The following is a 12,214-nucleotide window of genomic DNA, read 5'->3' as shown; positions in this document are numbered from 1 at the left end:
ATGATAGGTGGCGGTGCCGCAAGGATTCGTCACAATCCCGGCGATGCCACAAACCAAGGGAAAACACTTATCTCAGCACCATCTGGCACCAAGATCGCTGATAACACCCCGATGTCAGCCCTTCGTCAGAAACCCGTCAGAACAGCGTCAGCCCCGCATCAGCCCAGATAGCGCCGTTCCAGATGGGCGCGGAAATGCGCCGGGTTCAGCGTCTCGCCGCTGGCGCGGCGCGTGAGCTCGGGCGTCGTCCAGCGTGCGCCCTGGCGCCAGATGTGATCGTGCAGCCAGTCGAAGACCGGCGCGAGGTCGCCGGCGGCGATGCGTGCGTCCAGGTCGGGCGTCTGGCGGCGCATCGTGGCGAACCACTGCGCCGCGTACATCGCGCCCAGCGTGTAGCAGGGAAAGTAGCCGAACAGGCCCGAGGGCCAGTGCACGTCCTGCATCGGGCCGTCGCCAAAGTTGCCGCGGGTGTCGCGGCCCAGCCAGAGCGCCATCTTCTCGTCCCACAGCGCCGGGATGTCATCGATCTCGATCGCACCCTCGATCAGCGCGCGCTCGATCTCGAAGCGCAGGATGACGTGTGCGGGATAGGTCACCTCGTCGGCATCGACGCGGATCAGGCCGGGCTCGACCCGGGTGACCATGCGCGCCAGGTTCTCAGCCTCGAAGGCCGGCTGCGCGCCGAAATGCTCGACCAGCAGCGGCACCAGCTGCGCGACGAAGCCGGGGTGGGCGCCGAGCTGCATCTCGAAGGACAGGCTCTGGCTCTCGTGCAGGCCGTAGGAGCGCGCGCGCGCCAGCGGCTGGCCCAGCCACTCGCGCGGCAGGTTCTGCTCGTAGCGGGCGTGGCCGGTCTCGTGGACCGTGCCCATCAGGCTCTGCATCAGGTCGTCGAGACGGTAGCGGGTGGTCAGACGCACGTCCTCGGGCACGCCGCCGGAGAAGGGATGCGTGCTCTCGTCGAGCCGGCCGCCCTCGAAGTCGAAGTCGAGTCGGCGCATCACCGCCAGGCTGATCGCCTTCTGCTGCGTCAGCGGAAAGGGGCCGACCGGCCGGAGCACCGGCGGCTCGGCCTGCTGGCGCTCGCGCACGGTGCGGATCAGGCCCGGCAGCCAGGTGCGCAGGTCGCTGAAGACCCGCTCGACCTCGGCGCCGGTCATGCCCGGCTCGAAGCGATCGAGCAGCGCGTCGTAGGGCGCCAGGCCGGTGGCCTCGGCCAGATGCATCGCCTCCTCGCGGGCGACCTGCACCACCGGGCGGAAGTTCTCGACGAAGCCGGCCCAGTCGTTGGCCGGACGCTGCGCGCGCCAGGCATGCTCGCAGCGCGCGGTGGCCAGCGCGCGGCGCTCGACCAGCGCGGAGGGCAGCGCGTTGGCGGCGAGCCAGTCGCGGCGCATCTCGCGCAGGTTGGCGCGCTGGTCGTCCGACAGCGGCTCGTCCTCGGCACGCGCGAGCAGATCGCGCAGCGCCGGATCGGTGCGCTGGGCATGCATCAGCGTCTCGAGCTCGGCCATCGCGGCTGCGCGGGCCTCGTTGCCCTTCGGGGGCATGTTGGCGGCCTGGTCCCAGCCGGCGATCGCGCCGAGATGCTCGAGACGGTACAGACGCTGGAAACGCGCCTCGAGATCGGCATAGGCCGGCGCACCGGCGGGATGGATGGAACGGCTCATCGGTCTTTTCCCCTGCAGATGGAACATCGGACACGGCGGCCCGACTTGACGGACATCATCCTGCCACCACCGCCATGGTACCTGAGCGATTTTTCCATTTCACCGCAGAACATCATGCTTCGGCTGCCGGCAGATCGAGGGTGAAGACCGCCCCGCGAGCTCCGCCCTCCCCGTCGCACCGGTTGGCGGCACGCAGCTCGCCGCCGTAGCGCTCGAGCAGGCCACGGCTGATCCACAGGCCCAGGCCGTTGCCGTCGCGCCGGGTGGTGAAGAAGGGCTGGAACAGCGTCGCGCGCACCGCCTCGCTCAGGCCGGGGCCGGAGTCGCTCACCGCCAGCAGCACCCGGCCGTCCTCGTGGCGCACCGCGATGTCCAGCTCGCGCGCCGCTCCGGCCTCGCCCTGCTCCTGCATCGCCTGGGTGGCGTTGACGATCAGGTTGATCAGCACCTGCTGCAGCTCCTGGCGATTGATCCGGACCGGCGGGGTCGCGCCGGGCGGCGCGCGCAGCACCAGCCGCACCTGCGCCCGCTCGAGCAGATGGCGCACCAGCACCAGGCTGGCCTGCAGCACCTCGGCCGGATCGAGCGCCTCGGCATAGCCGGCGTACTCGTTCGGCCGGGCCTGCTGCAGCAGCTGCGCGACGATCAGGCGCATGCGCTCGACCTGCGCGTCGATCAGCCGGATCTCGTCGCGGGCGGGTGCGGCGGCCTCGCCCAGCGTCATCTGCAGCAGGTCGAGATTGCCCTGGATCACCGCGATCGGATTGTTGATCTCGTGCGCGATGCTGGCCGCGAGCTGGCCAATCGTGGCCAGACGCTCGCTGCGCACCAGCTGCTGCTGCGCGGCCTGCAGCGCCGCGGTGCGCTCGGCCACCTTGGCGTCGAGCTCCTCGCCCCAGCGCTGCAGCGCGCGGGTCTTGTCGTCGACCGTGTCGAGCAGATGGTCGAGCGTGGCGCCGAGCCGCTCGATCTCGCCGTCGGCCTGCAGCGGCCCGACCCGCGCCGCCTGGCCGGACTCGACCTGCTGCATCGTCTCGGTCATGCGCTCGAGCGGCCGGAAGATGCGCGCGGCCGAGCGCAGCGACCACCAGGCCGCCAGCAGCATCACCACGAAGAACAGCAGCCCGATGCCGACCAGCACCGCGTACTTGACCACCACGAAGGGCCGCTCGAGAAAGCCCACATACAGCATGCCGACGCGCCGGCCGCTGGCATCCGTCAACGGCTGGTAGCCCGAGACATACCAGTCCTTGACGACGAAGGCGCGCCCCAGCCAGGTCTCGCCGCGCCCGAGCACCGCCTCGCGCACCGCCGCCGACACCCGGGTGCCGACCGCGCGCTCGGCCTGCGGATCGCCGAACAGCCGCACATTGGTGCTGATGCGCACATCGTCGAGAAAGAGCGTCGCGGTGCCCTGGCTGCCGAAGGCCAGCGCACCGTCCGGGTAGACGATCTGGTTGATGTGATCGATGACGCCCAGATTGCGGTTGAGCAGCACGCCGCCCTGCAGCCAGCCGATCGTGGCGCCGGCGGCGTTCTCGATGCGCGCCTGCGCGATCAGCACCAGGCCACGCGATTCGGTGACCCGCTCGCTCGGAGCGGCGCCGTCGGAGTCGACCAGACCGATGTGCGCCCGCTCGGCCAGACCCGGCGCCAGCGCCTCGAGCTGCGCCGCCTCCATCACCGCGACCCCCGCCTCCCCCCCGGAGCCGGCCACAGCCTCGCTCGCCTGCGGCGGCAGCATGCGCAGGAAGTCGAGCCGGTGCCGGACCTGCTCGCGGGCCAGCAGCGCGGCCAGCGCCGCCTCGCGCTCGGCTGGCGGCGTCAGCGCCAGCGTGCGCACCAGCAGATGCGAGCCGGCCACCGCCTGCGTGCCGCTGCCGACCTCCGCCTGCACCCGGTCGAAATAGCCCTGCGCGACCGCCAGGTCGGAGCGCACCCGGCCCGAGAGCAGCAGGTCGATGGCCTGGTTGCCCCACAGCAGCAGGATCAGCCCGAGCAGCGGCAGCACGCCCAGCAGCGGCACCAGCGTCAGCGCCAGCAGCCGGGTGCGGATCGAGCCGGCGCCGGCCGCGCGCACGGCCGTCACGGTGCCTCGGCGGCCCATTCGGCGACGCGCCGCTCCAGCGTGCGCCGCGAGATGCCCAGCAGCTGCGCCGCCCGGCCCTTGTCGCCCTGCACCGAGGCCAGCACGCCCAGGATGTGACGCCGCTCCAGCGTCTGCAGATCGGTCGGCGCGCCGGCGGCACCCGGCGCACCCGGCACATTCGCCTCGGCCGTCTCCGGGCCCGCCGCGGCAGGTGCCGGATAGAGCGCGGTCACGTTGATGCGCCCGAGGATCAGCGAGCGCTCGACGAAGTTGCGCAGCTCGCGCACATTGCCCGGCCAGTCGTACTGCTGCAGATAGCGCAGCTCGTCGGCATCGAGCCGCAGCGGCACAGCGCCGAGCTGCGGCGCCAGCAGCGCGACAAAATGCTCGAACAGCAGGCCCAGGTCGCCGCGGTGCTCGCGCAGCGGCGGCAGCGCGATCTCCACCACCTGCAGCCGGTAGTACAGATCCTTGCGGAAGCGTCCGGCGGCGACCTCGGCGGCCAGATCGCGCTCGCTGGCGGCCACCAGCCGCACGTCGACCGGGATCTTCTGCCGGCTGCCGGCCGGGCGCATCTGGCGCTCCTCGATCACCCGCAGCAGGCTGGCCTGCACCGGCAGCGGCAGCTCGGAAATCTCGTCGAGGAAAAGCGTGCCGCCCTGGGCGTAGTGGAAGAGGCCGTCGCGGGCCTGGTCGGCGCCGGGGACGGCGTCGGCGAAGGCGCCGGGCGCATGGCCGAACAGCTCGCTCTCGAGCGCCTCGGCCGACAGGCCGGTGCAGTGCAGCCGCACGAAGGGCGCGGCCGCCCGGGCGCTGCCGCGGTGCAGGGTCTGCGCGGCCAGCTCCTTGCCGGTGCCGGACTCGCCGCGCAGCAGCACCGGCGCATTCACCGGCGCGACCCGCGCCAGCGCATCGATCAGCGCGCGCATCGCCGGCGAGCGGCCGACGAACTCGGGCAGCTCGCGCGGCTGCTGGGCCAGGCGGTGGCGCAGCAGCCAGTTCTCGCGCGCCAGGCGCGAGCGGTTCATGCCCTGCTGCACCGCGTTGAGGATCTGCGCGACCCGGAAGGGCTTGAGCAGGAAGTCGGAGGCGCCGGCGCGCAGCGCCTCGATCGCGGTGTCGAGATCGGCGAACGCGGTGATCAGGATCACCTCGCCGGCATGGCCCTGCGCGCGCAGCTCGCGCAGCCAGGCCAGGCCGCTCAGGCCCGGCAGCGTGATGTCCAGGATGACCAGGTCATAGCGGTGCGCGGCCACCAGGTCGCGCCCGGCCTCGGCGCTGTCGACCGCATCGACGCGGCCGAAGCGCGGCGCCAGCGCGCGCGACAGGAAATGGCGCATGCCCTGCTCGTCATCGACGATCAGCGCCGCCGCATGGGGCCAGGCCGGTTCGGCAGCGGGAGACAGGGGGTCGGCGGAATCGGACATGGGCGACAGACAGCGGGCAGCGCGTGGGCCGCCGCACTGTAGCGCAGGCCCGCGCCCCGGATCAGCCGGCAACAACCCGCACCGGCGCGCGCTGCGGCTCCGGCTCGGAGTCGAAGCGGTCGAAGCCGGTGTAGCAAAGAAAATGGCGGTTGGCGGCGCGGCCGAACAGCGTCATGCCCAGGCGGGTGGCCAGGTCGTGGCCCATCTGGGTCACGCCGTTGCGCGAGACGATGATCGGCACGCCCATGTGCGCCGACTTCATCACCATCTCGCTGGTCAGCCGGCCAGTGGTGTAGAACACCTTGTCGCCGCCGTCGATGCCGTGCAGCGCCATCCAGCCGGAAATGGTGTCGATCGCGTTGTGGCGGCCGACATCCTCGACGAACATCAGCCGCTCGCGGCCGTCGGCCGAGAACAGCGCGCAGCCGTGCACCGAGCCGGCGCGGCGGTGGATGCTGTCGGTCTGGCGCATCGTCTCGAGCATCGCCACCAGCGCGCCCTGGCGCAGGCGCGCCTGCGCGGGCGGCGGCAGTCGGATGCCGTCGACCTGCGCCATCAGATCGCCGAAGACGGTGCCCTGGCCACAGCCGGTGGTAACCACCCGGCGGCCGGTGCGCGCGTCCAGGTCGGCGATGCCGGCGCGGGTGCGCACCGCCGCCGCGCCGACCTCCCAGTCGACGGTGATCGACTCGATCTCGTCGGGCGAGGCGATCAGGCGCTGGTTGCGCAGCCAGCCCAGCACCAGCAGCTCGGGCATCGCGCCCAGCGTCATCAGCGTGACCAGCTCGCGGCGATCGACGAAGACGGTCAGCGCCTGCTCGGCCGGGATCGCGATCGGGCGGCGCACGCCGTATTCGTCCATCACCTCGATCTCGCGCAGCAGCGGCAGCCGCGCGTCGGTCATGCGCGGCGCGACCGGGGCCGGCGCGGAGACCGGCGCAACGACGGCGGGATCAGGCAGCGCGTGCGGCAAGGCGGGCATGGCAGGAGACTCCGGACAGCGGACGACGCGGGATCAGGGCTTGCTGGCGGCGGCAGCCGGCGCAGTCACCGCCGCCACCGGCGCGGCCGGCGCCGAGGCGGCCGCGGCCGGCGGCGCCGGCACGAAGGCGCCCGGATCGGCACAGGGCGGCGTCTCGGTGGCCGGGCGGACCTCCTTGCCGGCGCTCTTCGCACGCGCACGGTAGTCGGCGGCGACCTTGTCCATCGCCAGGCAGAGCTTGTAGGCGGCGACCTTGTCGCCGTGCGCGCCGCGGGCCTTGGTCTCCTCGGCCTTGGCCTTGGCCTCCTCGGACAGCGGCGGCAGCTTGGCCAGGGCCGGTGCGGCCAGCACCGAGAGCATCAGCGGCAGGGCGGCCCGGGCCGCCAGGGACACCGCGAAGGAAACCGCAAAGGAATGGGGGCGCTTCATGCGGAGGGACTCGTCTGAGGTGAGCGGGGAGCGGCGGAGCTGGCGACCGGCTTGGAGCGCACGGCCGGGATCTTGCCCGCCTTGATGTCGTCGTACCAGAGCTCGTGGTGCTCGCGCGCCCAGCCCTCGTCGACATAGCCGGTCTTCATCGCCGCGTAGGCGCCCTTCATGCCGATGGTGCCCATGTAGATGTGGCCGAGCAGGACCGACATCATCAGGATCGCCGCGACCGCATGGACCATGTGCGCGACCTGCATCTCGCCGCGCAGCTCGCCCCAGCCAGGGACCAGCCGGTCGAGCACTAGGCCGGAAGCCACGACGATCACGCCCGGCACCGTCACGCCCCACCAGAACATGCCCTTCTCGCCGGCGTTGAAACGGTGGGAAGGCACCTCTTCGTCGCCGAACATGCCGCCGGCCTTCGACAGCCAGACGAAGTCGGCACGGTTGGCGATGTTGTCGCGCACGAAGACCAGGATCACCACCAGCAGCGAGACCGCGAACAGCGGGCCGGCGAAGTTGTGGACATTCTTCAGCGCCAAGGTCAGCAGCCCGAAGACCGAGTGCCCGACCAGCGGCAGCAGGAAGAACTTGCCGAAGGCCATCACGATGCCCGACAGCGCCAGCGCGACGAAGGCCGCGGCATTGACCCAGTGCGCCGCGCGCTCCAGCGGGGTGAAGCGCTCGATCATGCGACCGGTGTCGGGCTGGTGGCCGCCCAGCGCGCCCTTGCGCCAGTAGAACAGGCCGATGGCCAGGCTGACGATCAGCAGCAGCGAGCCGCCATACGGCAGGATCCACTGGTTGCGCACCTGGCGCCAGGCCTCGCCGGCCGTGGTCAGCCGCGAGCCGGGATACTGGACCTGCGACTGGATCAGCACGCCCTTCTCGGCGCCGGGCAGCGAGCTGTAGCCGGCCTGCTGGCCGGAATCACGCACGCCACGCCAGAACGGCGCGTTGTTGCCGGGCTGAGCGCGGGCGCGCTCGGCCTGGGTGTCGTTCGGGCGGGGCGCGGGAACGGCTTCAGTCGCAGCCGAGGCGGCTGGCGCGACCGGCTCGGCGGCCAGCGCGGCCGGCTGCGCCAGCAGCGCCGCGGCCGCCAGCAGCAGGGAGGAAATCAGGCGGGACATGGCGGGGCTCCTCGCGGCGTCGGCCTCAGGGCTGGCTGGCGGCCGAGGCGGCAGCCGCCGCCACCGGTGCGGCAGCCAGCGCCGGCAGAGACGCATTGCCGGCCGCGCCGGGCCCGGACACGCCGGTGCGGGCGTACTCGTTCTGGCGCTGACCGCGCTGGCGGATCTGCTCCTGCCAGGCGCTCTGGTCGCCGCCCTGCCAGCCACTGGCGCTGAAGCCGCCCGACTTGCCGCTCCAGGGAGAAGCGTCGGGGCCCTTGGCCTGCAGCTCCTGGGCACGCTCGCCACAGCCGCTCAGCATCAGGCCGGCCAGCAGCACCGCGCCCAGCGCACGACGCACGACAGGATGACGGCGCGCGCTCACGACTTCACCTCCGCCTTGGGCTGGCCGTAGGCGGTGCCCCAGCCCCAGACCTCGCTGCCCTTGCCGCGCTGGATCACGCGGGTGCGGAAGATGTCGGCCACCACATCGCCGTCGCCGCCCAGCAGCGCCTTGGTCGAGCACATCTCGGCGCAGGCGGGCAGCTTTCCCTCGCTCAGGCGGTTGCGGCCGTACTTCTCGTTCTCGGCGGCCGAGCCGTTTTCCTCGGGGCCACCGGCGCAGAAGGTGCACTTGTCCATCTTGCCGCGCAGGCCGAAGGTGCCGTTCGACGGGAACTGCGGCGCGCCGAACGGGCAGGCGTACGAGCAGTAGCCGCAGCCGATGCAGACATCCTTGTCGTGCAGCACCACGCCTTCGTCGGTGCGGTAGAAGCAGTCCACCGGGCAGACCGCCATGCACGGCGCGTCCGAGCAGTGCATGCAGGCCACCGAGATCGACTTCTCGCCCGGCAGGCCATCGTTGAGGGTGACGACGCGGCGGCGGTTCACGCCCCAGGGCACGTCATGCTCGGCCTTGCAGGCGGTGACGCAGCCGTTGCACTCGATGCAGCGCTCCGAGTCGCAGATGAATTTCATTCGGGCCATGGGTGCTCCTCAGGCTGCCTTCTCGATCTGGCAGACCGTCGTCTTGGTTTCCTGCATCATCGTGACGCTGTCGTAGCCGTAGGTGGTGGCGGTGTTGATCGCCTCGCCGCGCACCACCGGCATCGCGCCCTCGGGGTAGTACGGCGCCATGTCGATGCCGCCCCAGCGGCCCGAGAAGTGGAACGGCATCCAGACGGTGTCGGCATCCACCCGCTCGGTCACCAGCGCCTTCACGCGCAGGCCCTTGAAGTCGGGCAGCGCCGCCATCGGCGGGGTCTTCACCCAGACCCAGTCGCCGTTGCGGATGCCGCGGTCGTTGGCCGCCTTCGGGTTGATCTCGACGAACATCTCCTGCTGCAGCTCGGCCAGCCAGGGGTTGGAGCGGGTCTCCTCGCCCCCGCCCTCGTACTCGACCAGACGGCCGCTGGACATGATCAGCGGGAAGCTCTTGCCCACGTCGCGGTTCTTCTCCTGCACCGACTTGTAGAGCGTGGGCAGGCGCCAGAAGGCCTTCTTGTCGTCGTGCGTCGGGTACTTGTCGATCAGGTCCGGGCGGGTCGAGAACAGCGGCTCGCGGTGCTGCGGGATCGGATCGGGGAAGTTCCAGACCACCGCGCGCGCCTTGGCATTGCCGAAGGGATGGCAGCCGTGCACCTTCATCGCGACGCGGATGATGCCGCCCGACGGATCGGTCTTCCAGTTCTTGCCTTCGGCTGCTGCCTTCTCGGCTTCGGTCAGGTCATCCCACCAGCCGAGCTTCTTCAGCAGCAGGTGGTCGAACTCGGGGTAGCCGGTGGTGAGATCGGCGCCCAGCGAGTGCGAGCCGTCGCCGGCGAGCAGCGACTGGCCGTCGCGCTCGACGCCGAAGTTGGCGCGGAAGTTGCCGCCGCCGTCCATCACATGCCGGCTGGTGTCGTAGAGATTGGGCGTGCCGGGGTGCTTCATCTCCGGCGTGCCGAAGCACGGCCACGGCAGGCCGAAGTAGTCGCCGTCGAGCGCGTAGCCGCTCTCCTTGTCGATGCCGCCCTTGGCCTTGAGCGTGCGCACGTCGAAGACATGCATGTTGCGCATGTGCGCCTTCAGCCGCTCCGGGCTGTGGCCGGTGTAGCCGATGGTCCAGACCGAGCGGTTGATCTCGCGCAGGATGGACTCGGTCTCGGGCTCGAGCATGCCGCCCTTGCCCGGCACCATCTTGTAGTTCTGCACCAGCTCCTTGCCGAAGCCGAGCTTGTCGGCGAGCTGCACCATGATCATGTGATCGGTGCGCGACTCCCACAGCGGCTCGATGACCTTCTCGCGCCACTGCACCGAGCGGTTCGACGCGGTGCACGAGCCCGAGGTCTCGAACTGCGTGCACGCCGGCAGCAGGTAGACCGCGCGGTTCGGATTCAGGTCATCCTTGTTCATCGGCGGCATCGCCGCCATCGCCGCGGTGGCGCTCGGGAACGGGTCGATGACGACCAGCAGGTCGAGCCTGTCCATCGCCTTCTTCATCTCGAGACCGCGCGTCTGCGAGTTCGGCGCATGGCCCCAGAAGATCAGGCCGCGCAGATTGCTGTCCTGGTCGATCAGCTCGTTCTTCTCGAGCACGCCGTCGATCCAGCGCGAGACCGTCATGCCGGACTTGGTCATCATGCCCGGCGCGTACTGCTTCTTGATCCACTCGAAGTCGACGCCCCAGACCTTGGCGAAGTGCTTCCACGCGCCCTCGGCCAGGCCGTAGTAGCCCGGCAGCGAGTCCGGGTTCGGGCCGACGTCGGTGGCGCCCTGCACGTTGTCGTGGCCGCGGAAGATGTTGGTGCCGCCGCCGGACTTGCCGACATTGCCCAGCGCCAGCTGCAGCAGGCAGGACGCCCGCACGATCGCGTTGCCGATGGTGTGCTGCGTCTGGCCCATGCACCAGACGATGGTGCCGGGGCGGTTGTCGGCCAGGATCTTCGCGACCTTGTAGGTGGTGGCCTCGTCGACGCCGCAGGCCTCCTGCACCTTGTCCGGCGTCCACTTGGTCAGACACTCCTCGCGGACCTTGTCCATGCCCCAGACGCGGTCCTCGAGGTACTTCTTGTCTTCCCAGCCGTTCTTGAAGATGTGGTGCATCACCCCGAACAGGAAGGGAATGTCCGAGCCCGAGCGGATGCGCACGTACTCGTCGGCCTTGGCCGCGGTGCGGGTGAAGCGCGGATCGACCACGATCATCTTGCAGCCGCGCTCCTTGGCATGGAGCATGTGCAGCATCGACACCGGGTGCGCTTCCGCCGCGTTCGAGCCGATGTAGATCGCCGCACGGGCGTTCTGCATGTCGTTGTACGAGTTCGTCATCGCGCCGTAGCCCCAGGTGTTGGCGACGCCGGCGACGGTGGTCGAGTGGCAGATGCGGGCCTGGTGGTCGGTGTTGTTCGAGCCCCAGAAGCTGATCCACTTGCGCAGCAGGTAGGCCTGCTCGTTGTTGTGCTTGCTGGATCCGACGACGAACAGCGAGTCCGGGCCGCTCTGCTTCTTCAGCTCGAGCATGCGCGCGCTGATCTCGGTGAGCGCCTGGTCCCAGGAGATGCGCTGGTACTTGCCGTCGACCAGCTTCATCGGGGTCTTCAGGCGGTATTCGCCGTGGCCGTGCTCGCGCAGCGCCGCGCCCTTGGCGCAGTGCGCGCCCATGTTGATCGGCGAGTCGAACACCGGCTCCTGGCGCACCCAGACGCCGTTCTCGACCACCGCGTCGACCGCGCAGCCCACCGAGCAGTGACCGCAGACGGTGCGCTTGACCTCGACCTTGCCGGTGCCGGTCAGCGCGGTGCGCGCCGACTCGGAGGCGTCGGCGCGCTTGACCAGCGTCAGCTGCGAAGCCGCCAGGCCGGCGCCCACGCCCAGGCCGGAGCGGCGCAGGAAGCTGCGGCGGTCCAGCGTCGGGATCGAGCGCTGCAGGCCACGGGCCAGGCTGGAGACGAGGGAAGAAGGGGCGGCGCCGGCCGCGGGGGCGGCAGTCGGCGTCGGACGGCGGGTCAGCAGCATGTCGATGTCTCCGGGATCCTCTGACTCAGACGCGGTCAGACGCGGGCGGTGCGGTAGTAGCGCTGCACATGCTCCGACAGCTGGTAGCCGCCGCCGCTCGAGGGCGTCGGCGCAGCAGGCTCGGCCGGTGCGGCCACCGGGCGGGACGTGCCCGGCAGCACCGCCGCCACGGCGGCCAGCGCGCCAACGGTGCCGGCAGCGGCGAAGACACGGCGGCGGGTCGGCGCGGGGCGGTCGGAAGTGCTCATCACGGAACTCCGGACAGGTCGGATGGAAGGGGGAAGGAAAGGGAGAAAAGGGATTCAGGCAGGCCAGGGCCGGCGCGATCAGGGATCGGCCGAGCCTGCGAGCGAAGGATTGAACCGTATTGGGCGCAGCCTATGCAAGCGCGGCAATAAGGGTTGTCACGCAGCGCATGGCAAGGGAATCGCGACAGTTTGTCGCTGGTGTCGCGACAATTTGTCGCGTCAGTTTGCCGCAGCCCGCCGCAGCCTCTGGGATTTGCCGGCCCCGAC

Annotated in this window: 10 protein-coding genes; all 10 read right to left on the bottom strand. The window is 70.7% G+C overall.

The annotated features are described in order from the left end of the window. Window positions 1-158 precede the first annotated feature (158 nt). Window positions 159-1,670, bottom strand: coding sequence for a carboxypeptidase M32 (locus tag BW996_RS12575; protein ID WP_037480243.1), 1,512 nt, complete (start codon window positions 1,668-1,670; stop codon window positions 159-161). A 112-nt stretch (window positions 1,671-1,782) separates the two neighbouring features. Next, complete coding sequence (locus tag BW996_RS12570; protein WP_037480345.1) at window positions 1,783-3,759, bottom strand: sensor histidine kinase; 1,977 nt, start codon at window positions 3,757-3,759, stop codon at window positions 1,783-1,785. Then, window positions 3,756-5,186 carry a sigma-54-dependent transcriptional regulator gene (locus BW996_RS12565; protein WP_051631771.1) on the bottom strand — a complete coding sequence of 477 codons (1,431 nt, stop codon included), beginning with the start codon at window positions 5,184-5,186 and terminating at the stop codon, window positions 3,756-3,758. The genes BW996_RS12570 and BW996_RS12565 overlap by 4 nt, the downstream gene beginning before the upstream one ends. A gap of 61 nt (window positions 5,187-5,247) precedes the next feature. After that, entirely contained in the window at window positions 5,248-6,090 is an 843-nt protein-coding gene (locus tag BW996_RS12560) for a formate dehydrogenase accessory sulfurtransferase FdhD (protein ID WP_037480347.1), read from the bottom strand. A 111-nt stretch (window positions 6,091-6,201) separates the two neighbouring features. Further along, complete coding sequence (locus BW996_RS12555; RefSeq protein WP_037480245.1) at window positions 6,202-6,597, bottom strand: hypothetical protein; 396 nt, start codon at window positions 6,595-6,597, stop codon at window positions 6,202-6,204. Beyond that, window positions 6,594-7,727 (bottom strand): formate dehydrogenase subunit gamma, encoded by a 1,134-nt coding sequence (locus tag BW996_RS12550; protein ID WP_037480247.1) that lies wholly within the window; start codon window positions 7,725-7,727, stop codon window positions 6,594-6,596. Before BW996_RS12550 ends, BW996_RS12555 begins: the two co-directional genes overlap by 4 nt. A 25-nt stretch (window positions 7,728-7,752) precedes the next feature. After that, a complete protein-coding gene (locus BW996_RS12545) occupies window positions 7,753-8,091 on the bottom strand; it encodes a hypothetical protein (protein ID WP_051631773.1) in 339 nt (112 codons plus the stop codon). Then, complete coding sequence (gene fdh3B, locus BW996_RS12540; protein WP_037480250.1) at window positions 8,088-8,693, bottom strand: formate dehydrogenase FDH3 subunit beta; 606 nt, start codon at window positions 8,691-8,693, stop codon at window positions 8,088-8,090. The genes BW996_RS12545 and fdh3B overlap by 4 nt, the downstream gene beginning before the upstream one ends. Before the next feature lie 9 nt (window positions 8,694-8,702). Next, complete coding sequence (locus BW996_RS12535) at window positions 8,703-11,699, bottom strand: formate dehydrogenase subunit alpha (RefSeq protein WP_037480251.1); 2,997 nt, start codon at window positions 11,697-11,699, stop codon at window positions 8,703-8,705. Between the two features lie 35 nt (window positions 11,700-11,734). Next, window positions 11,735-11,947, bottom strand: coding sequence for a hypothetical protein (locus tag BW996_RS12530; RefSeq protein WP_037480253.1), 213 nt, complete (start codon window positions 11,945-11,947; stop codon window positions 11,735-11,737). Between the last annotated feature and the right edge of the window lie 267 nt (window positions 11,948-12,214).

The sequence above is a fragment of the Sphaerotilus natans genome, from assembly GCF_900156335.1.
Taxonomy (GTDB): domain Bacteria; phylum Pseudomonadota; class Gammaproteobacteria; order Burkholderiales; family Burkholderiaceae_C; genus Sphaerotilus; species Sphaerotilus natans.
The sequence above is the reverse complement of the archived record's forward strand: the minus strand, read 5'-3'. Positions and strand labels throughout refer to the sequence as shown.

Excerpts from the sequence above, each read along its gene's own strand:
- BW996_RS12575 (WP_037480243.1), bottom strand. The coding sequence starts at position 1,670 with ATGAGCCGTTCCATCCATCCCGCCGGTGCGCCGGCCTATGCCGATCTC.
- BW996_RS12565 (WP_051631771.1), bottom strand. The coding sequence starts at position 5,186 with ATGTCCGATTCCGCCGACCCCCTGTCTCCCGCTGCCGAACCGGCCTGG.
- BW996_RS12560 (WP_037480347.1), bottom strand. The coding sequence starts at position 6,090 with ATGACCGACGCGCGGCTGCCGCTGCTGCGCGAGATCGAGGTGATGGAC.
- BW996_RS12555 (WP_037480245.1), bottom strand. The coding sequence starts at position 6,597 with ATGAAGCGCCCCCATTCCTTTGCGGTTTCCTTCGCGGTGTCCCTGGCG.
- BW996_RS12550 (WP_037480247.1), bottom strand. The coding sequence starts at position 7,727 with ATGTCCCGCCTGATTTCCTCCCTGCTGCTGGCGGCCGCGGCGCTGCTG.
- fdh3B (WP_037480250.1), bottom strand. The coding sequence starts at position 8,693 with ATGGCCCGAATGAAATTCATCTGCGACTCGGAGCGCTGCATCGAGTGC.
- BW996_RS12535 (WP_037480251.1), bottom strand. The coding sequence starts at position 11,699 with ATGCTGCTGACCCGCCGTCCGACGCCGACTGCCGCCCCCGCGGCCGGC.
- BW996_RS12530 (WP_037480253.1), bottom strand. The coding sequence starts at position 11,947 with ATGAGCACTTCCGACCGCCCCGCGCCGACCCGCCGCCGTGTCTTCGCC.